Genomic DNA, 20,232 nt, shown 5'->3' on the forward strand with positions numbered 1-20,232 from the left:
TCGCTCGGCAGCGCCAGGTTCGCCATGCGCAAGTCAGGCAGAATAGCGACATTCTCCGAGGGAGGCGACCCTCTTGTCGCTGTGCCGCCGCTCCGTTATAATGGCTTACAAGAGGGCGCTGCATGACTTTTCAATGCCACCGGTTCCCCTGGCTCAGTAGAAAGTCCGGCATCATTTTTGCGAACTTCTTCAGTTTCATCAGCACTGCTGACAGAGGGTAGGCCCCTTCGGGGGTGTCAGCAATCACAGATACAATCACAAGCGAGCCTGATGCCGATTGACTTTCTACTGAGCCGGTTCCCTGGCTCTGCAGAAACTCTTTTCTCATTTTGGCTGTACCCGCTTATTTGGAAACTTGCTGCTTTAGATTTAACCCAATCAACTGCATTCAAAATCTGCTCCGCAGCTGCCGCCAGCTCGCAATATGCTAATCCCTTTGTATAAATCGGCATTCGCCCCGTAAGGGACTTCCCCCCGATGTCGATGCGATGCTTTTGGTTATTGAAAATTCGGGGTTTAAGACGCGGGGTTTAGCCCGAATTTTCAATCCCGAAAACCGCACGATCAAAAACCCCGACCTTTAGGTCGGGGATTAGTGCGGTTTTCGTTATTTTGCTCGCACAAAAGGCGGCAGCCCTGATTTTGAATGCAGCTTAACCCAATCAAAAACCTTATATAACCTCGGCGTGTAGGCCAAGTCAGAGGTGAATTGTGAGGATCACTGATAAGCTTCTTATCACTCCAAAGGAGATTGAGCCTTCATTTTCAGAGTGGAAAGTCCAGGGAGTCTTTAATCCTGCAGCAGTCAGGCTGCCTGATGGAAAAATCCTGCTGATGGCCAGGGTTGCTGAGCAGCATCTTCATAATGGAAAGGTCATCCACTGCCCGATGATCACTGACAGCGGTTTCTCCTCAGAAGCAATCCCGATGAAGATGGTGAGAAAAAGAACAAAGACGCATGTGTACCTCAGAAACGGGGTTTGCCGCCTCACCACCTTTTCGCATTTTCGAACCATCACCCTCAATGAGGATGGCCTTCATGTTGAGCATGCAGGCAGGAATCCTGCATTCACCGGCTTGCCTGGAGAGGGAGAATATGGAGTAGAGGATCCAAGGCTCACAAAGCTGCAGCACAGGTATGCCATGACCTATGTTGGGGTTTCCAGAAGAGAAGGTATCTCCACGTTCCTGGCGCTTTCTGACGACCTTATATCCTGGAAGAGGCAAGGAATCATCTTCAGGGAGCAGAACAAGGATGCAGTGCTGTTTCCTGAGAAGATCAAGGGAAAGTATGTTGCTTTGAACAGGCCTGAAGGGACATTTGCCAAGCCCTCAATCTGGATTTCGTATTCTCCTGACCTCATCTACTGGGGCAGGGAGAAGAGCCTGCTGCAGCCAAGGAGCGGCTGGGAGGAAAGCAGGATCGGAGCAGGCACGCCTCCGCTCAAGACCCCAGAAGGCTGGCTCTGCATCTACCATGGCATGCGTGAGCAGAAGCAGCAACATAGGATTATTCGGAGCTACAGCGCAGGCGCTTTTCTGCTTGACCTGAAGAATCCTGAGAGGGTGCTTGCGCGATCATCAAAAGACATCCCTCTCATAAAGCCGAACAAGCCCTATGAGCAAAAGGGATTTATCGCAAATGTTGTGTTTCCGACAGGAGCAGTCATGGGCATCAATAAGAAGGATCTTTTGATCTATGCAGGCGGAGCTGATGCTGTGATCAGCGTGAAAAAGATCCGCTTGAAGGACATCTTTAACCACATGGAGTGGGCAAGGTGAGGCAAGCCCTCATGCTCTTGGTATCGGCAGTGCTTCTGTTTGGCTGCAGCCAGGGCAGAGAGATGCAGGAAGCTGGGAAGGGCGTGAACATGGGCAGCATCAAGGATATTCAACTCATAACAGAAGATGGAATCAGGCTTAAGGCAACTGTGTATGAGGCTGATGGGCCGGGTGTTGTTCTGCTGCACATGCTTGATAAGAACAGGCATGACTGGGATGCTTTTGGAAGGCAACTGCAGTCTCTTGGTTATCACGTCGTCTCTGTTGACTTGAGGGGCCATGGAGAAAGCGATTTGACCTGGAAGGATTTTTCTCCAAAAGAGTTCAATGATATGGTTTTGGATGCTAAGGCAGCTCAGCAGTATCTGGGAAAGGATGTTGCTGTAATCGGAGCGAGCATCGGAGCAAATATTGCATTGAATTTTGCCTCTGATGATTCTGTGAAAACTGTGGTCCTGATGTCTCCTGGATTAGAGTACAAAGGTGTGAAGAGTGAGGAAAGCATTGAAAATCTAGATAAGTCTGTCCTGATCATTGCTGCTGAAGGCGATACCTATGCTGCTGAGTCTTCCAGGAAGCTGCATTCTTTGAATTCAAATGCAGAGCTGAAGATATACGATGGAAAAGAGCATGGAACAGGGCTGTTTGGGAAGACAGATGTTGATAACGTTATGATTCAATGGCTGAAGGAGCATATTAGGTAAGTGATGGACATGTGGACAAAGCAGCAGATTAATGATCATACAAAAGCTGCAGAAATCTTAGTAAAGATAGTTAACGAGGCTTTCGGTATTCTTCGGCAAGGAATCAGCGAATACCAGGTTATGCAGTTTATTCTCAAAAGGTTTAAGCAGGAAGGCCTGAAGACAGACAGGAAGGTTGTCATTGTTGCCTTCAATGCAAGCGCTGCTCACCCTCACTACTATCCAACTCAGAAGAAATCCAAGAAGCTCAGGAGGAATTCTTTGGTTTTGATTGACATCTGGGCAAGGCTGAATAAAAGAAAGGCTCCATTCGCAGACATCACCTGGATGGGATGGTATGGCGATAAAGTTCCAAAAAAAATTAAAAAATTATTTAATCTAATTATTGAAGGGAGGAGCAACGGGGTAGATCTCATTGAAAAAAAACTAAAAAATAAAACGATGCCGACAGGGTCAGAAATTGATTTGGAGGTATATCGGCTCATTCCAAAAAAATATAAAAAAAACATCCTGCATCGGACTGGCCACAGCCTTGGAACAACATCTCCTCATGGGATTCATGGAAGAGTGAGGTATTCGAATAAGAAGGCGCTGCATACGAATTTGGGGTATACCATTGAGCCTGGGCTGTACTTCAAGGGAAAATACGGGTTCAGGACCGAGATTGATTTCTATATAACTCCTGAGTATAAGCTCGTGGTTACTGGCGAGGCGCAGAGGGAGATGGTCCTCTCGGGAAAGAAGCCCCTCTCTTATTTTTATGGAGTGCTGAGCAAAAAATCTGCCGCAGAACGCGAAAAGAACATGAAGATATTCAGAAGGAGTTTCAACAAAAGGTGTCTGAAACGCATCTCTGATGCATGATCTTGGATACTTTTCCTATCGTCGAGATTCTTTAGGAAGAACTTAGCTAAAAAAGAATGCTCCCGCCGGGACTTTCACTCACTTCGTTCGTTCCGTCCATTTCGGAACGCCGAAATAGATTTGAACCCGGGTCGAAGCCTCGAGAGGGCTCCATGATTGACCGGACTACACTACGGGAGCATATGCCGGAAAAGTCGATGTTGGTTTATAAGTGTTTTTATCCGGCGCCATTGAAAAGCCGCTCACTTCGTTCGGCAACGCCGATTTCGCCATGCGCAAGTCAGGCAGAATAGCGACATATCCCCGAAGGTGGCAACCCCCTTGTCGCTGTGCCAACTTCTGTTTCAATGGCTCACAAGGGGCGTTGCATGACGTTTCAATGCCGCTTGCGCCATGTATCTCCTGGAGAATAATTAAGTTTAAATAGATTCTTCTCTTGTCGTGCAGCCATGGTTATCAAGATGCTGAAGTCTGCGCTGGACAATCAGAAACGGAAGTGGAAGGAGTCCCAGCTTGAGAAAGAAAAGGTCAAGCAATACCAGGAAAACGAGCAGATCCAGGCAGCAGAGCAGATCAGGAGGGACGCAAAGAGGCTTGCTGTCCTGAAGCAGTATGAGACTGCCATTGCTGAGTTCGGGAAGGCATTGGAACTCTATCCTGTGGCAGATCCTTCCAGGAACAATACTCAAGACGACATCATGATGAAGGATGTTAATCTGTTCTATTTCAAATGCTATTACAATATGGCTTTGTGTTACTCCTACCGCCAGGACGTAGACCAGGCCATCAAGTTCTATGACCAGGCCCTGAACCTGAATGTGGATGAGACAAGCAAGATCATGGCTCTGCTTGGAAAAGGAACTGAACTTTCAAAGAAGCGCAACATTCTCCTGGAAAAAGGGGATACGCTGGCAAAGGCGCATAAACTCCTCCTCTCCGAGGCCTATACATGCTTTTCCGAGATTGTGAACACGGACAGGAACCACATCGATGCCTGGTATCAGAAGGGCTATCATGAATACCTTATGGGAGAAGTGCGGGAATCTGTAAAATCCTTTGACGAGGTGCTTCGCCTGAACAAGAGGTATGAAAACAAGGCAAATATCCCTTTGTTTGACTCAATGAAGCGTGAAAAGGGCATCAAGGTCAAGTCTACCTATGAGCAGGAGCCGTCAGAAGCCTTCTTCAAGACTAAATCAGGCCATCAGGTCAGGAACAGGGCAGAGATGATGATCGCAAACTTCCTCTTTGACAACAACCTTCTCTTCCAGTATGAGACTATTGCTGGCTGGGCAGATGCTTCTGATTTCCGGCCAAGCTTCTACCTGCCCAAGTTTGACCTGTACGTCGAGCATTATGGCTACGACAATATGAAGGGCTACAAGAAGATGATGCAGCAGCGTATACGGGAGTTTGAGAAAAAGAACAAACGGATTGTCTATACTGTCTCTGCGGATGAAAGGCAGATGGAAGATGCCCTCCGGTCAAGGCTGAAGCCGTATCTTGGCGGCTGAGTCACTCTTCTTCGGCAAAGAAATCAATCATCTTTGAAAAAAGGCCTTTGCCTTCCGGCTTGGCAGCATTGGATCCTGCAGAAGGCCTGCGGCTTTTCTTGCTGGCAGGTTCAATTTTGGCTATACTTTTAGAATCCAGCCTCTTCCCAAGAGCCTCAATCGCCTTTTCAGCTGCCCTTGCCTGAGCCCGTGTATCTTGAATATCAGCTTCCTCATCCTTGATGCTTTTCTCAACATCCTCGATCCTTCTTAAAATGCTCTCATCAGGCTTGGAGACTTTTTCCCGCTTCTTGGCCTCAGATTGCTTGGCCAGCTGATCCCAGATCACTTTAAACTCGTTCTCTGTGGATGATTTGAATTCATTGATGCCTGCTTCAATGGCTTTCTGGCTCTTCATAGCCTTCTCGATTGCCTCAATCCTCGCAGTATCCGGAGACCTATTCCTGAGGCTCTTCTCGATTGCCTCAATCCTTGCAGTATCAGGAGCAGCTTTCCTTGCCCTCACTTCTTCCCATACCCCTGCCAGATCCTTCTCTAGAGATGCCTTGAAATCCTTGAGGCTGGCTTCTGTGCCCCTTCGCTTCTTTTCCATATCCTGGATCCACTGCATCTGCTCATCGCTTGGATACTCCCGAAGAACAGAGTCTGAAACAGTCTTTTGGACCTCTTCAATCCTCTTGCCGAGATCCTTGACGTCTTTCTTGATGCCGGAAAAAGCCCTTTGGAGACTTGCATCCCTCCTGGCATCTCTCTCCCGGAGTTCAATGATATCTCTCTTCACAGCATCAAATGCAGCTTTGACAGGTTGCATAACTACTCTGGAATAGTATATAAATATATAAAGATATCGGAAGAATCAGAGAGCCTGAGAAGAAGAAACCGCTCATGCATCCGGTTTCTGCAGATGGGTTGTAGACGGAGGATGCCCTGAAGGCGAAGCTGAAGGCGTATTTGGGATGGCAGAAATGCGGTTCCTTAGGATTCCCTTTATTCTTAGATTTTGAAGATCATTATTTGCCATGACCATATCTTGAATAAAATACTTCTGAAAAGAGGGGCCCTCCAATATAAGTGCATATGCATCATGGTATTCATGGGGAATTCGATTGAAGCCAAGCAACGAGTAGAATTCATTAAGCTGAGCCATAAGAACCGAATTCCAGATAGCATGAGTTGATTGGGACATAACACCTAGTTTATAGTACGATGCAAGCGCTTGCAGGGACTGAATGGGTTCGTTCAAAGACTCGAAAGCACCTGACAAATAGCTGCACATCCGGTTATGATAATCGGGAATGTGCAGTGGGTGAGGAAAAGATACGACAGCATCCTTAGTATGTTGAAATCCACGGATAATGCATGCATCTGACGGAAGTAACGGAGGGCGATCGACATAGGTGACTTGATACTCAATTCCGGCACATCTAAACAGTTTTCTTGGAGGATCTTGTATCCAAGGCTCGTCTGAAAATGAATCCTCTAACTGCTGCGCTCGTTGGTGAACTTCTCTAAGGCGATTTTCTTTAAGCGTAATAAATAATCTGTTTGTACGTCTCAGTTTTCCCAGATGTTTGTTGTGAGAAAATCCTACCTTTGATCGCCCACTGTAGAGCCGATTCCCATCCTTGCCGCTGCCTGCTATCTCATGGCACCATAATATCCATTGGGTGAATGCGCTCGCTTCTGAAACAATTTCTTTCCAACAATCAAAAGAAGAGGACAAGAAGTCAGAAAGATCTACCATATTTGTCATGTAGTTATAGGGAACAGATTCTAAAGACTGGAGGTCTGGGCATCGAACCATTGACTCGTAGGGAATCTTCTGCTGCAGCTCCTCTTTTGGAGGTGTTTCCATACGATTGAAGAACCAGCCGGATATTAAAAGGATTACGGGTACGCCAGTTTCCGATATTGGATTTTGTGCGGTAGACCAGGCATTGAAAATGCCGCAGCCCGGTGGTGCAACCTGCATTCCGGACCGTGCTTTGGCTGGACGCCGACGCCCGGACTTTCAAGGCGAAGCTGTGAAGCTTCCTCCATTTGAACCGGGAAATCCCGAAGGAAAGCAGGTCTCAAGCCTGCCGCAATACCAGGTTATGCGACATCGGCAGGGGTTTTCTGAATTGTAGAGAATTTATAAATCTGTCTCCCATACATTTATATAATGGTCTTACTCATTCTTGGGTATGAAGCAGGACCTGCTCATCACCATCGGGAAAGAGGTTGTTGAGAAAGGCTCTTTTCGTACCTCTACAGTCCAATTGTCAAAAAAACTAGGCTTTCCCCAGCAGAGCGTTTCTCGGCATTTGATAGGGCTAGAAAAGAGAGGGCTGATTGAGCGCGATAGTAAGGGAAAATCGATGGAACTGCGGCTGACGGAGAACGGGTTTCTTAAGCTCAAGGAGCTGTATGGCCATCTGAGCTTTATCTTTGCGAGAAAGAAGGCGATAACGGGAAAGATCGTCAAAGGGCTGGGAGAAGGAAAGTTCTATATGGGACTGGACGGATACCGGAGGCAATTCAAGGCATTGTTCAGCTTTGCTCCGTTTCGTGGAACATTAAACCTCCATGTTGATGCTGACAGGAAGCAGGTTTTGAGCCGGAGCAATCCTGTGTATATCAAAGGATTCAAGGCAAAAGGAAGGGATTTCGGAGGATTGTTTGCATATCCCTGCATGATAGAAGGGAGGATAAAAGGGCTGGTCATTGTGCCTGATCGGACCCATCATAAGCCAAACATCATCGAGGTCGTTGCAAAGGAGAATTTGAAGAAGGCTTTGAAGAAAAGGGACGGGCAGATGGTGAATGTTGAAGTTGCGTGATGGATAAGCACATAAAGATCGGTTGCGAAGTGTTTATTCTGAAGGATAATAAAGTAGTATTAGGCAAGAGGAAGAATTGCTTTGGAGCAGGAGACTGGGGTCTGCCTGGCGGCCATCTGAAGTATGGGGAAAAAATAGAAGACGCTGCAAAAAGAGAATTTGAAAGAAGAGGTTTACTTCAAATAAGTTCTTAGCGCCTTTGCAATTCCTGGCGTAAATCTGGGATCCACTTTGCCAAGGTAACCGTTTGCGCCCGATTCCAATGCTGCGTTTCCTGCCTCGCTTGAGGAGGATAGCATATAGATCGGGACTGTTGGATTCAGTTCCCTTATCTGTTTAATGGCACGCAGCCCATTGAGTTGCGCCATATGATTATCTGTAAAAACCAGATCATAGTTGCCTCTCAGGACTCTTTCAACCAAGTCTTTCCCATCAAGAGCCTGGTCGAACTCAGCATCAATGCCGTTTTGTTTGCAGATGAGCCTCATTGTAGCAACAAGAGATTCCCGTAGCTCTTTGCTATCATCAGCTATGATTACTTTTTTTGTCATTCTTCATACCCCCCTGCGTACGGGAAATACGCATGCGTTTATAAACTCTTTGATTTGGGACTACTACCAAGTTAAGAAGCGTTTGCACCAGAACTCAATTCTCAAGCATCTCAATCTCAATGTTAAGGCCGGAAGGGATGGGAACGCGCATCACAAGCCTGAGCGCACGCTCATCAATCCCAAGGTCAATGAGGCGCTTGTAGACCCGCATCTCAAAGCGGTCCCATGTGGCTGTGCCATTGCCGCAGGGACTCTTCCGTGTGGTGATCTTGAGCCTTTTGGTAGGCAGGGTAACAGGCCCCCTCATATCCACCCCGGTCTTGTCCACGATATCTCTAATATAAGAAGTCACTTCGTTGATTTTGTCGATATTTGTGCTTGCGAGCTTGATTCTTGCTTTTGGCATGGTCTCGTTGTGGATCACCGGTGTTTCATCATGGCAACAGGATTGCCATGATTGCCTATACGGCTCTAGAGCTGCTTCTTGACTACTGCAGTACACATTCCAGCTGCAACTGTTGTGCCGGAATCCCGGATAGCAAACCTTGACAGCTGAGGGATCTCTTTTTGTACCTCAATAACCAGAGGCTGAATCGGCTTACACTTAATGATAGCAGCATCTCCTGTCTTGATGAAATCGGGCTTCTCCTTGAGGATTTCGCCTGTTGCAGGGTTAATCTGCTTGACGATTTCGGTGATTTGGACTGCCACTTGTGCGGTATGGATGTGGAATACAGGAGAATAGCCAACAGTGACGACTGTCGGATGGTTCAGGATTACAACCTGGGCAGTAAATTCTGTGGCAACAGTCGGAACATTGTCAGTATGGCCAAGGACGTCTCCTCGTGCAATATCCTTCTTCCCAATGCCCCGCACGTTGAAGCCGATATTGTCTCCAGGCTCAGCCATCTGGAGCTGCTCATGGTGCATCTCAATGCTCTTGACTTCTCCAGTGATCCCCTTCCCTTCTCTTGCGGGAACAACGATGACCTTGTCTCCGACCTTCATGATCCCTGTCTCAACCCTTCCTACAGGAACAACGCCAATGCCGGTGATATTGTACACATCCTGGATCGGAAGCCTGAGCGGCAATTGGGTCGGTTTTTCAGGCAGCTTGAACTGATCCATGACCTTGATAAGAGGTTCGCCGGTATACCATCCCATCTTGGCTGATTTCTTCACAACATTCTCTCCTAACAGAGAGGCTGTCGGCACAAAAGGGACATTTGCAGGATTGTAGCCAACGGTCTTGAGCAGCTTGGACACATCTTCCTTGACTGCCTCGAATGCCTTCTGGTCGAAGTTCTTGGCATCCATCTTGTTGACAACTACGATAAGCTGCTGGACTCCAAGTGTTCTGGAAAGCCAGACATGCTCTTTTGTCTGGGCCATAACCCCATCAGTGGCAGCAACAACAATCACTGCTGCATCTGCCTGGGATGCTCCTGTAATCATGTTCTTGATAAAATCCTTGTGGCCGGGCGCGTCAATGATGGTGAAATCAAATTTTTCTGATTTGAATCGCTTGTGAGAAAGATCAATCGTAACTCCCCTCTCACGCTCTTCCTTGAGATTGTCCATGACAAAGGCAAATTCAAAGCCTCCCTTTCCAAGCTCTTCTGCCTTCTCCTTGAGCTTTCTCATCTCCTGTTCAGGAATATTTCCGGAATCATAAAGCAGCCTTCCTACTGTTGTAGACTTTCCATGGTCTACATGACCAATAAATACCAGGTTAATATGCGGTTTTTCTTTTGCCATCGTACGCCTCCGAGTGGTAGATTCTGGAGTTCCTAGCCACTTTATAAAGGTTTCCCTTTCAAATATATCTGTTCAGATGGGTTAATCGTGCGGTTTTTGGTTATTTCGCAACCAGAAAAATGAGCAGCACTTAGATTACTGCAAAGCAGACAAGAATGCAGGAGAATCGTGGGCTAATACCTTGCATGAAAGTATTTAAACTAGAAGTGGTTTTTAATGTTTGAGATGGTGGGAGAGGCTCAAAAAGGGCTAGTAGTTTTTCAGGACAGGAAAATTCGTAGACTTCGGGTTGATAATGAGTGGTTTTATTCTGTAGTAGATATTGTTGCTGTATTAAGTGAAAGCGATAATCCTACCACCTACTGGAGGGTGCTTAAACACAGGGAACCTCAACTCGTTACAATTTGTAACGGTTTGAAATTACCCGCCAATCACGCCCCAACCATCGCCTCAGTGAGCCCTTTGCGCTCCTTGATCTGCGATACGACCTTCTGCTGCAGCTCATGAGGAATCCTCTCAAACATCTGGTCGATTAAGGAGGAGTTGCCCCTGCCTCCTGTTGCAGATCTTAAATCCGAGCTCCAGCCGAACATCTCAGCCACAGGGAGCTTCGCCTTTACAATGACCAGCCCCCTCTCCGGCGCCATATCAAGAAGCTGGCCTCTCTTGTTGCCGATAATCTTGGAAATCTCTCCCATAAACTCCTCAGGCGCTTCAATGTGAAGGATCTGCATCGGCTCCAGCATCTGAGGGCCTGCAAGCATAAATGACCCCCTGATTCCGTCCCTGATTGCAGGATACATCTGGGCAGGACCGCGGTGAATAGCATCCTCATGCAGCTTTGCATCCATAAGCGTCACTTTGACTTTCGCAGCAGGCTCCTTGCAGATAGGCCCCAGGTTCATCACATCCTCAAACATATCCTGGACCATCTCTATGATCTCGCCGATATGGACTATACCTCTTGTTCCATCAATGAGGATATTCCCCTTGAACACATCCCTCACTTTATCCGCAGTCTTCGCATCATATCCGGCCTCGATAAAGTGCTCCCTGAGCTTCAGGTCTCTCTTCTTGATCCTCATCTCAGGGATCGTGCCGTCCTTGATCTTCGCATACAGGCTATCCTCCAAAGGCTCAACAACAAAATAGAGCTTATTGTGCTTGTTCGGAGATTTTCCCTCAACCTCAGGGCCGCTCTTTGTGACAGTTTCCCTGTAAACCACAATCGGAGGAGAGGTCTTCACATCAACGCCCTTCTCGGTCTTTATCCTGTTTTCAATGACCTCAAGATGGAGCTCTCCCATGCCGTGGATCAGATGCTCTCCTGTCTGCTCGTTGATCTCAACTTTGATGGTAGGGTCTTCCTTGCTCACCTGCTTAAGGACCTCCACAAGCTTCGGCAGGTCTGAGGGCTTTGCTGCCTCAATCGCCTTGGTGATCACGGGGTCGAAGATATGCTTGATGGCCTCGAAAGGCTCAGTCTCTCTTTCAGCGACAGTCTCCCCTGCATACGATCTCGCTCCCGATATCCCAATGATGTTGCCTGCTGGAACATGATCCACAATCTCCCGCTTTGCCCCGTTATAGATAAAAACCTGCTGGACACGCGCGCCGCTCTTCATCATGTGGAGGTACACCTCCGTCCCCTTCTTCATCGTGCCAGAGAAGAGCCTTCCTGCAGCAATCTCTCCTGCCTGCGGATCAATCACGATCTTGGTGATTACAAAGAACAGCGGCCCATGGGGGTCGCATTTGGTCAGCGAAACGCCTTCCGGGCTTTCTATGTCCCCATGCCATATCTTCGGGACACGGTACTCCTGGGCTATGAGGGGATTCGGAAGATGCCTCACCACCATATTCAGGACAACCTCATGGAGCGGAGCCTGCTCTGCAAGCTTTTTTTGCGCTTCCTGCTTCCCGGAGGACGTATATGCTTCAATGACATTCTTGAATGTGATCCCTTTCTTCTGCATATAGGGGATATTGAGCGCCCAGTTATGGAACGCAGAGCCAAAAGAGACAGATCCGTCTGAAACGCTGACCTGCCATTTTTCCCCGATCTCCTTGGGAGCAATCTGCTTGATGAATCTGTTGACATCGGTGATGATCCTAACAAAGCGCTCCTGCATCTGCTCCGGCGCAAGCTTGAGCTCGTTGATAAGGCGATCCACCTTGTTGATAAACAGGACAGGCTTGACAAGCTCCCTCAATGCCTGCCTCACAACCGTTTCAGTCTGGGGCATGATGCCCTCAACAGCGTCAATAAGGATGATGGTTCCATCCACAGCGCGCATCGCCCGTGTAACATCCCCTCCAAAGTCCACGTGCCCGGGTGTATCAAGAAGGTTGACAAGATACTCCTCGCCCTCGACCTCATGGACCATGGAAACCGCTGCAGTGTCAATGGTGATGCCGCGTTCCTGCTCATCAGCATGAAAGTCCATCTTCAATGCCTTTCCTGCATCCTCCTTAGACATCATCCCGGCGCCTGCAAGAAGGTTGTCTGTAAATGTCGTCTTGCCATGATCGATATGCGCAGCTATCGCAATGTTGCGAATCTGGCCTGGGATCTTCATGATCCTCAATACCTTATCAACCATCTTTTCTGCCATTGTCTAGAACACGTGTTTTTCATTCACTGTAGAATACGTATGGATCTCCCCTGGCGTAAACCAGAGCTTGATCTCCTGATCAGCATCTTTCTTGCTTTCAGATGCATGGACAAGGTTTTTTATTGCTTTCCTCTTCCTATCCGCATACTCTTGCGTGAGATGCGAATAATCCCCCCGTATCGTTCCAGGCGCAGCTGACTGGGGCGCAGTCGGCCCTATCATCTTCCTCACGCCAGCGATTGCGTGAACACCTTCTACTGCCATTGCAACGACAGGCCCTGAAGTGATGAAATCGACCAGGCCGGAATAAAAGGGCTTCTTGACATGGGCTGCGTAATGCTTTGCAGCAAACTCCTTGTCCAGCCAGACCATCTTCATTGCTATGATCTTGAGGCCAGACCTCTCAAGCCGTGAGAGAATCTCTCCGATAAGGCCTCGCTCCACTCCATCAGGCTTGATTGCCACAAATGTTCGCTCTACCATGGTTCTCCCTCTTTCTTGTTTGTTATTGGAAATTCGGGGTTTAAGACTCGGGCTTTAGCCCGAATTTTCAATCCACAAAAATCCAGGATTTTTGGGACGGAAAATTGCTTTTCAATTTTCCTGTCCCGAAAACCGCACGATCAAAAACCCCGACCTTTAGGTCGGAGATTAGTGCGGTTTTCGTTACTGGAACTCCCGTACAGCTCCGCTCTCCATTGGAATAAAATCGATGCCTGCCAGGCAGCTTTTTGGAAGCATATGGCTAGCACCAGGGAATTTCAGCATGCCGTCATGGACTGGGAAGCACGCCTTTGGATGCACTTCTTTGGCATAGTCGATCGCCTCTGAAATCCTCATCCAGGGCCCTGCTACAGGCAACGCAAGGATCTCAACTTTTTTCTTAGGGACGTAAAATGCATCTCCGGGATAAAAGAGCCTTCCTCCTATCATATAGCCAGTGTTCAAAACATCTGGAACCGTAGTATATATAGGTGCATGCCTTTCTCCGAAAGCCTCTATCGAAACACCATTTAGAGTTATACTCTGGCCGTGCTCAAGCAGTGAATAGGCAATCCCTGCCTCCTTAAGATGTTTTCCAACTCCTTTGTTCGTATACACCTCTGCCGAAGGATTTGTCTTCAAGACCTTTTTCAGCGATTCTATATGCATATGGTCAGGATGCTCATGTGTAATCAGGACTGCGTCAACATCCGCTTCTGAATTCTGCCTGTCAGTATAGCTTCCCGGATCTGTAAGAACCTTGCGGCTGGCCTCTTCCACAACAAGGCAGCAGTGGCCGATTTTTTTGATTCTCATTTCCCCTTTTTGTAGGCTTTAGTCCACTTCAGTTTTATCGGATTCCTTTTGAGCTTTAAGCGATTCTTCTCGCACTTCATGGAGCAGAAGTAGAGGACAGTTCCATCCAGCTCAACATACATCTTTCCTGTCCCTTCCCGGAGGTCCTCCTTGCAGAAGCTGCATGTTGCCATTATGAGACGTTCCCCCTCCCGCCCTTGCTAAGCTGCCGGGCCTCAAATTCTGTCTCTCTGAGCATCAGGATATCCCCCAGCTGAATCGGCCCTTTGACGTTCCTCCTTATAATCTTATGCTCATCCCGGCCTTCAAGAATCTTGCACCTCACCTGGACCACTTCTCCCCGCATCCCTGTCCTTCCGATAATCTCCTCTACCCTTGCTGGCCAGGACCTGCTGAACGACGGGCGAGCCTCTTCCGGCTTTTTCTCAGTCTGCTTCCCTTGCGGAGCAGCTCTATCCGGCTGTCTTTTCTCTGGAGCCTGCCTTTCTGCTTTTTCTGGAGCCTTTTTATCCTTCTTCTCAGCTTCCGCCTGTTTTTTCTCCCCAGTATCTTTGCCCCGTTTTAGATTGTCCATTGTTTCACTTCAGGCTATCGCTAATCTCCTTGATGGCCTTTTTTGCTTCTCCTTCTGCCACGATTGCGACTGCCACTGTCGGAACATCTAATCCAGCTGCTGCGCCCAGCTCTTCTCTGCTGGCCACGCTTACCACAGGGATCTCCTTCTCCTGGCAGAGCAGCGGGAGATGCATGGTCAGTTCAGGCGGATTTGCGTCCTTTGCAAAGACAACCAGCTTCGCCTCAGCCCGCTCGATAGCTTTGGTCACTTCATTGATCCCCTTCCGGATCTTTCCTGTCGCCCGTGCAACCTCAATCGCCTGCAAGGCATTTTCCATGACTTCTTTTGATTCTGCCATTATGACCTCCGAGGAAAGAATTCATTCCTCAAACAGCAGCGCTGTTATCATCAGTTACGAGATGGAATAGGGGGGGTTTTATAAAGGTTACTGTGCGGATGTCAAGAACCTCCAGTCACCGCTCCTTTCAGTCGCTAGAGACGGGTGGCATGATGTAGCGTGGTTCTTGAGCACACTCATTCCACCAGTGAAATACACTGACGGAATTTCATTGTTTAAAGAATTGAACCGTCAGAAGGGGTTACAGGAATATCTAAATGTTTAGAATTCAGGTAGACAGTTCTTGGAGGAGCGATTGCCGGAAGTTTGCCTGGGTTTTCTGCAATTGCCGGAATTATTTTTTGGGCATTTCCATCGCAGCGTAATTACGTGGGAGAAACCGGGTTCCAACAACTCTTCCAGCCAGAATTGAATCTAATACGTCATATCTTCTCTGCGAACCTTTTCTTCTTTCTTGATAGGGGGCATCATGGTTGCAAAATTGGCCGTTAGCTATTACTACATAAACCCCACCCAGTGCTGCGTCTCTTGATGCATCAATTTTTGAAATTACGCCGCCCCTGCCTCTTGCTGAGCTTACAGGCAATGCCTGTTCTTCTAGCCCTGCGGATATCTTAACAACTCGTATCGGATTATATTCGCTGTTTCTAAAAGATTCTGCTGTATAGATCCCATCTGTATTTGATAAGAGAACCAGAAGCGGCTTATAGCCCGCTCTTTTTAGAAATTGGGCATGGAGACTAGCTAAACCATCATTGTCCCGAAATGCTCTTTTTCCCTTTAGTAAAATATCTATTTCTTCCAAACTTCTGGCGTCATCTTCATTTATGACAGGTATTTTGCCTTCCAAAAGCCATCTTTGATATTTTTGTAATAATTTTTTTTGCGGGTCTCTGATGTCGTCATGTGTAACAAGGGATTCATTCACGAGTTGCGGATAAAAGTGGTGCCTCCATAGTTCATAGAGCAATGTTTGGCCCTCTATAGCATCTGTTCTTTTTTGTTCAGGCGTATCCTTTTCCATTTCAGGGATTCTTTCGCCCCTTCTTAGCCTGGCTTTCCTGCCCAAGCCAATAGCCCCAGATGATACAAGGAGGATATTCAAGCCCCTTTCTTCTTTTAACTGAGTTAGATCTTCTGAGATGCAGTTCATGTTGTACACGGTTCTTTGGTATCCAGCATGCGCTATTATGCTCGTGCCCACTTTAACTACAAGCGTGTCAATTCCAGAAACATCTGTGTACAGCCTGTACTTTTCAGGCTGCTCCAACTGGAGAGAGCCATCAAAAACCAGGAATGAAGCTGGGGGGCTGTCTCTAAAATATCCTCCTAGATCCTCTTGGAATTTTACTCTATCTACCTTTGGCTCTCCTGACATAACCCTGCGTTATCCATCTGCTGCTTTTAAAGTTTTCTCTATTTACTACTATTAAGTCACTATCAACTATGGAGAGGAAGAAAGACTATCCTTTACCAGCGTTAGCAATTCACTGACCCCAGAGACCGATTCATGATCTTTTTTGAATTCATCAATCGTCTTTTTATCAATGATATCCTCTTTTGAAAGGAATAGGATGACTGGCTTTCCGATCTGTTCTAATGATTCGTACAATTTCAGCTGCTTCTCAAGCGGATACGGTTCAGTCAAGTCAATCACGCAAACAAGGAGGTCAGCCACAAGCTTCATCGCAAGATACGCCTGCTTCTCTATGGAATTCATCTTGTCAAACCGGTTCAATGTTCCCGGAGTGTCCAGGAACTGGATCTTTCCCTTTGGGGTCTGGAGATACGCAACATTGATTGTTTTTGTGGTGAACGGATAGGAGCTGATCTCAGGCTTTGACCCGGTCAGGTTGAACATGAGCGTTGTCTTCCCCACATTGGGAAATCCCACAATCGCTATGGTCTTGGTCTCTGTCTTTATGGTAGGAAATCCCTTCATGATCTTCCTTGTCTCTTCAAGCAGGCTAAGCTGTTTTCCTATCTGCTTGATGATGGAAGAGCATCTTCCATAGATCTCTGTCCGGCTGATCCTCAGATTCCTGCTGTCCCTGCTTTTCCGCATTTTGCTCAGGGAAGCCCGGGAAAGCCTTTGAACATTCTCATTTGCCCATTTCAGGCCTGCCAATGCCCTCCTCACTTCCGGGACATCGAGGGTCACTCTGCTAAGCTCTTTGTAGAAAGGAGGAAGCTGCTCAAAGGAGGGGAAATCCCTCAGTACGCGAAGAAGCTGCCTTGAGAGGAGCTTTGTCGCAGTCTCCACCCTGAGAATCTCGAGCCGCCTTGCCTTGATTGCCCTGTCCTTAAACTTCTTGGAGCGGAGCTGCTGGGTGTGCTGTGCAGCGGTATTGAATGCTGTGTCAAGAAAGGCCTGCGGCTTCTCAACAGGAGGGATTGATTGGAAGTTCATACCGCCCGAATCCTGCCGGAGTATAAAAAGGTAGGCTTAAAATCTGCAGCTTTCACAACAGGGCCGCAACCTTCTAAGGCCAAGATTCCAACATTCCTCCACTCCGCAGAAAAATTAATGCAGCAAAAATCCCGATACCCAATGCAATGCTCACGGCAAGCAAAACCGGCAGCACATATGCCGCCACAAACGACCTCATCTTTGTTACCTTATGCACCTCAGCAAAGAAGAGCAGTGCTATGTGGATCTGGTAAATCAGGACAGGAATCCCTACAATCAGGCTTGCCAGGATCTGAAGCAAGCCTGTCCCGAAGATGGCGTAATAGACTCCCTGGAATGGCGCAAGAAGCATCGAAGGTGTCTTTGCATAGACTGCTGCCTGGAATGTTTTTTCATACGCCCCCTTTCCCCTGACCAGGAGGAACATCAGGTGAATGATGCCAGTGCTTATGAAGATTCCGGCGATGGAAATCCCAAATCCAAAGAGGAGCCCAAAGAACAGAGGGAATGGTGAAGGTATCGCCTGCCGCATAATCACGCCTGCAGAAAACACCACTGCAATTGCGGCAAACAGCAGAAAGTAGAGGAACGCGTCCTGGATGCCTTTCTCTTTCCTCAGCTTCGGCAGAAACGCATTCGGCTTCGAAATGATCGCAATCGCTGTCTGGAACGGGTTCATTACTATAGATATGAGAGATGCCCTTTAAATAGTTTTGCGGAGACTGAGGCTCAGTAGAAAGTCCGGCATCATTTCTTCGAGCTTCTTCAGCTTCATCAGCACTGCTGGCAGAGAGTTGCCCCATCCGGGGGTGTCAGCAAACAGTGAAGGAAGCACAAGCGAGCTCGATGCCGATTGACTTTCTACTGAGCGTGGCCGAGAGAAAGCTATATATAGCAGAGGAGGTTTGATAGGGCAGGGGGAAATCATGATTGTTGTCACGACCGAAGCGGTTGAAGGAAAGATCATCAAGCAATGTTTGGGAATGGTCCGCGGCAGCACCATCAGGTCACGATGGCTTGGCAGGGATATCATGGCAGGCCTGAAGACACTGGTCGGCGGAGAGATCAAGAGCTATACTGATATGATGAACAAGGCAAGGGATGAGGCTCAGGCAAGAATGGAAGAAGAAGCAAAAAAGCTCGGGGCTGATGCAATCGTAGCTGTCCGCTTTTCAACTGCAAATGTCATGCAGGGAGCTGCTGAAATCCTGGCATACGGGACTGCGGTGAAGCTGAGGTAACATGGCGCTTCTCTTTGGGATCAACACACTGGTTTTCATAGGTATTGTAGCGGTCCTTTCTGGACTAAAAGTGGTGAAGCAGTATGAGAGGGGCGTCAAATTTACATTAGGGAAATTCACAGGCATGATGGAGCCTGGATTAAGGATTGTTATTCCAATTATCCAGACCTGGGAGCGGATTGACATCAGGGTAAAGACCATTGATGTGCCAAGCCAGGAAGCTGTCTCAAAGGATAATGTGAGCCTGAAGGTGAATGCCGTGCTGTATTATAGGGTGGGGGACGCGAAGAAGGCAGTGATTGAGGTAGAGCAGTTCAACTATGCGGTTTCACAGCTTTCCCAGACGACAATGAGGAACATCATCGGGGAGTTTGAGCTGGACGAGATTCTTCAGAAGAGGGAAGAGATCTCAAAGAAGATCCAGAGCATTGTTGATAAGGACACAGATCCGTGGGGGATTGTTGTCACGAAGATCGAGCTCAAGGACATCGAGCTGCCAGATACGATGAAGAGGGCTATGGCCCGCCAGGCAGAATCCGAGAGGGACAGGAGGGCTCGTGTTATCCTTGCAGCAGGGGAGAAGCAGGCGTCAACTTTGCTTTTTGAAGCAGGGAAAGTCATCGGGAAAGAGCCCGCAGCCCTGCAATTGAGGCTCTTCCAGACGCTGTCTGACATCGCTGTTGAGAAGAACAGCACCATTATCGTCCCTTTCCCCAGCGAGCTGATGGATCTCATAACCAAGAAGAGCAAATAGGATTCTCTTTTCAATAAGCGGTGAAAATCAGTGCTGCCGCCCCTTGTAATCAACATAACTTCATCGAGCATCATACAACAACAGGAGCTTTGCCTTGCGAATTGGCAGGATTGAAGTTATACTCACTGACAAAAATGATTATACAAATACTCGTCAGTTCGTAATAGCAAATGACATATATAGTGTCTAAAAATTTGTGTCATTTGCTATAGATTGCGGTGCTAATCGGTGGCTAGGGTTGATTAGGGTGAGTTCTTTGTAACAACGTTCTGATTTCTTGCTCTAATCTTTCACGTCTAATCCTCGATTTATCTCGTTGATACCACGCGCCTATCGCTATGAATGCTATAAGTGTTAAGACTATTGCTAAAGTAAGAATGAAATATAGTTTGTTAAAATTAAATGCCCCAACTTGGATAAGAGAAAGCCAAATACCAATTGTACCAATGACAATACCATTAAATATTTCCCAAAAACTTGAAAATATGGTATGTGCCTTTGATATTTCTCTTTCATACTGTAGTATTAATATTTGTAAGGGGGTAGTTTCTTTTTTCATTAACGTAAATTCTTACATATCTCCAAGAACCGATACCAACACAAAAATATAAGAACGCTATCCACAAAAACAAACTCACTGAAGTTAATAATAAAATAAGAAAGAAAAATAAACCACCTATAAAACTACTTACACTAATACAGATAAATAAGAGAAGATTTATTTTTTCTTCTTTGCTCAGTATATCATTCTGAACATTTTGCATGTTTGTAGTTTTCCCCATCCAATTTATCGAGTTGTTCTTTACTTATATAAACTAAATTGGAATTATCTACATTGTTTATAGAGCACTTAAACAAGTCGTATGTTGTATTAGAAGAAACATCTAAAACATACCGACTCTCTGAAACAGCTTTATAGGTTCCATACAACCCTAAAGCAACGATACCTAGTAACAGGAACGTACCTACTACTATAGCTTCTCCTTTTTTGTCCATTGGACTAT

The 20,232-nt window shown here is 47.2% G+C and carries 24 protein-coding genes, 2 tRNA genes and 1 pseudogene; 8 read left to right on the forward strand and 19 right to left on the reverse strand.

What is annotated here, in order from left to right:
* Positions 1-130 precede the first annotated feature (130 nt).
* Positions 131-328, reverse strand: coding sequence for a hypothetical protein (locus tag VJB08_05845; protein ID HLD43476.1), 198 nt, complete (start codon positions 326-328; stop codon positions 131-133).
* A 383-nt stretch (positions 329-711) separates the two neighbouring features.
* Here VJB08_05845 and VJB08_05850 point away from each other — a divergent pair, with 383 nt between their 5' ends.
* From VJB08_05850 to VJB08_05860, 3 genes are read left to right on the forward strand one after another with little or no spacing between them, the layout of a single operon-like run.
* On the forward strand, positions 712-1,782 hold the full coding sequence (locus VJB08_05850; GenBank protein ID HLD43477.1) for a hypothetical protein: 1,071 nt from the start codon (positions 712-714) through the stop codon (positions 1,780-1,782).
* Positions 1,783-1,793: 11 nt separating this feature from the next.
* Positions 1,794-2,486, forward strand: coding sequence for an alpha/beta fold hydrolase (locus tag VJB08_05855; protein HLD43478.1), 693 nt, complete (start codon positions 1,794-1,796; stop codon positions 2,484-2,486).
* A 3-nt stretch (positions 2,487-2,489) separates the two neighbouring features.
* Positions 2,490-3,350: a M24 family metallopeptidase gene (locus VJB08_05860; protein HLD43479.1), complete on the forward strand. Its 861-nt coding sequence runs from the start codon at positions 2,490-2,492 to the stop codon at positions 3,348-3,350.
* 57 nt (positions 3,351-3,407) lie between these two features.
* Here VJB08_05860 and VJB08_05865 read toward each other — a convergent pair.
* Positions 3,408-3,530, reverse strand: a tRNA-Glu gene (locus VJB08_05865).
* A gap of 269 nt (positions 3,531-3,799) precedes the next feature.
* Here VJB08_05865 and VJB08_05870 point away from each other — a divergent pair.
* Positions 3,800-4,864: a tetratricopeptide repeat protein gene (locus VJB08_05870; protein HLD43480.1), complete on the forward strand. Its 1,065-nt coding sequence runs from the start codon at positions 3,800-3,802 to the stop codon at positions 4,862-4,864.
* A 1-nt stretch (position 4,865) separates the two neighbouring features.
* On the opposite strand, the gene VJB08_05875 is transcribed toward VJB08_05870, so the two are convergent.
* From VJB08_05875 to VJB08_05885, 3 genes are all read right to left on the reverse strand, one after another.
* Complete coding sequence (locus VJB08_05875; GenBank protein ID HLD43481.1) at positions 4,866-5,675, reverse strand: hypothetical protein; 810 nt, start codon at positions 5,673-5,675, stop codon at positions 4,866-4,868.
* Positions 5,676-5,747: 72 nt separating this feature from the next.
* Positions 5,748-6,719 carry a hypothetical protein gene (locus tag VJB08_05880; protein ID HLD43482.1) on the reverse strand — a complete coding sequence of 324 codons (972 nt, stop codon included), beginning with the start codon at positions 6,717-6,719 and terminating at the stop codon, positions 5,748-5,750.
* A 139-nt stretch (positions 6,720-6,858) separates the two neighbouring features.
* Positions 6,859-6,973: transfer RNA gene (locus tag VJB08_05885), tRNA-Ser, on the reverse strand.
* A 77-nt stretch (positions 6,974-7,050) separates the two neighbouring features.
* On the opposite strand from VJB08_05885, the gene VJB08_05890 reads away from it, so the two are divergent.
* Complete coding sequence (locus tag VJB08_05890; protein HLD43483.1) at positions 7,051-7,686, forward strand: DUF120 domain-containing protein; 636 nt, start codon at positions 7,051-7,053, stop codon at positions 7,684-7,686.
* Positions 7,686-7,880, forward strand: coding sequence for an NUDIX domain-containing protein (locus tag VJB08_05895; protein ID HLD43484.1), 195 nt, complete (start codon positions 7,686-7,688; stop codon positions 7,878-7,880). The genes VJB08_05890 and VJB08_05895 overlap by 1 nt, the downstream gene beginning before the upstream one ends.
* Here the strand turns inward: VJB08_05895 and VJB08_05900 are convergent.
* From VJB08_05900 to VJB08_05955, 12 genes and pseudogenes are all read right to left on the reverse strand, one after another.
* Positions 7,860-8,237 carry a response regulator transcription factor gene (locus tag VJB08_05900; GenBank protein HLD43485.1) on the reverse strand — a complete coding sequence of 126 codons (378 nt, stop codon included), beginning with the start codon at positions 8,235-8,237 and terminating at the stop codon, positions 7,860-7,862. The genes VJB08_05895 and VJB08_05900 overlap by 21 nt on opposite strands.
* Before the next feature lie 94 nt (positions 8,238-8,331).
* A complete protein-coding gene (rpsJ, locus tag VJB08_05905; protein ID HLD43486.1) occupies positions 8,332-8,643 on the reverse strand; it encodes a 30S ribosomal protein S10 in 312 nt (103 codons plus the stop codon).
* A gap of 65 nt (positions 8,644-8,708) precedes the next feature.
* A complete protein-coding gene (gene tuf, locus VJB08_05910) occupies positions 8,709-9,995 on the reverse strand; it encodes a translation elongation factor EF-1 subunit alpha (GenBank protein HLD43487.1) in 1,287 nt (428 codons plus the stop codon).
* Positions 9,996-10,426: 431 nt separating this feature from the next.
* On the reverse strand, positions 10,427-12,610 hold the full coding sequence (locus VJB08_05915; protein ID HLD43488.1) for an elongation factor EF-2: 2,184 nt from the start codon (positions 12,608-12,610) through the stop codon (positions 10,427-10,429).
* Positions 12,611-12,613: 3 nt separating this feature from the next.
* Complete coding sequence (ndk, locus tag VJB08_05920) at positions 12,614-13,093, reverse strand: nucleoside-diphosphate kinase (protein HLD43489.1); 480 nt, start codon at positions 13,091-13,093, stop codon at positions 12,614-12,616.
* 183 nt (positions 13,094-13,276) lie between these two features.
* On the reverse strand, positions 13,277-13,909 hold the full coding sequence (locus VJB08_05925; protein HLD43490.1) for an MBL fold metallo-hydrolase: 633 nt from the start codon (positions 13,907-13,909) through the stop codon (positions 13,277-13,279).
* Positions 13,906-14,082: a 50S ribosomal protein L24e gene (locus VJB08_05930; protein ID HLD43491.1), complete on the reverse strand. Its 177-nt coding sequence runs from the start codon at positions 14,080-14,082 to the stop codon at positions 13,906-13,908. Before VJB08_05930 ends, VJB08_05925 begins: the two co-directional genes overlap by 4 nt.
* Positions 14,082-14,294, reverse strand: a pseudogene (locus VJB08_05935) (30S ribosomal protein S28e). The gene VJB08_05930 and the pseudogene VJB08_05935 overlap by 1 nt, the downstream one beginning before the upstream one ends.
* Positions 14,295-14,487: 193 nt before the next feature.
* Positions 14,488-14,823 carry a ribosomal L7Ae/L30e/S12e/Gadd45 family protein gene (locus tag VJB08_05940; GenBank protein HLD43492.1) on the reverse strand — a complete coding sequence of 112 codons (336 nt, stop codon included), beginning with the start codon at positions 14,821-14,823 and terminating at the stop codon, positions 14,488-14,490.
* Positions 14,824-15,157: 334 nt separating this feature from the next.
* Positions 15,158-16,201, reverse strand: coding sequence for a hypothetical protein (locus tag VJB08_05945; protein ID HLD43493.1), 1,044 nt, complete (start codon positions 16,199-16,201; stop codon positions 15,158-15,160).
* A gap of 66 nt (positions 16,202-16,267) precedes the next feature.
* Entirely contained in the window at positions 16,268-17,233 is a 966-nt protein-coding gene (locus VJB08_05950; GenBank protein HLD43494.1) for a GTPase, read from the reverse strand.
* A gap of 73 nt (positions 17,234-17,306) precedes the next feature.
* The gene (locus tag VJB08_05955; protein ID HLD43495.1) at positions 17,307-17,912 is read right to left on the reverse strand and encodes a Yip1 family protein; all 606 of its coding nucleotides are present in this window, start codon (positions 17,910-17,912) and stop codon (positions 17,307-17,309) included.
* A 247-nt stretch (positions 17,913-18,159) separates the two neighbouring features.
* Here VJB08_05955 and VJB08_05960 point away from each other — a divergent pair, with 247 nt between their 5' ends.
* Positions 18,160-18,474, forward strand: coding sequence for a YbjQ family protein (locus VJB08_05960; protein HLD43496.1), 315 nt, complete (start codon positions 18,160-18,162; stop codon positions 18,472-18,474).
* A gap of 1 nt (position 18,475) precedes the next feature.
* Positions 18,476-19,228, forward strand: a complete 753-nt coding sequence (locus tag VJB08_05965) for a slipin family protein (protein HLD43497.1) — start codon at positions 18,476-18,478, stop codon at positions 19,226-19,228.
* 232 nt (positions 19,229-19,460) lie between these two features.
* Here the strand turns inward: VJB08_05965 and VJB08_05970 are convergent, their stop codons facing one another.
* Both VJB08_05970 and VJB08_05975 read right to left on the reverse strand, forming a co-directional pair.
* A complete protein-coding gene (locus tag VJB08_05970) occupies positions 19,461-19,787 on the reverse strand; it encodes a hypothetical protein (GenBank protein HLD43498.1) in 327 nt (108 codons plus the stop codon).
* Between the two features lie 185 nt (positions 19,788-19,972).
* A complete protein-coding gene (locus VJB08_05975; GenBank protein ID HLD43499.1) occupies positions 19,973-20,224 on the reverse strand; it encodes a hypothetical protein in 252 nt (83 codons plus the stop codon).
* Between the last annotated feature and the right edge of the window lie 8 nt (positions 20,225-20,232).

The organism is Candidatus Nanoarchaeia archaeon, assembly GCA_035290625.1.
Classification (GTDB): Archaea; Nanobdellota; Nanobdellia; order Woesearchaeales; family DATDTY01; genus DATDTY01.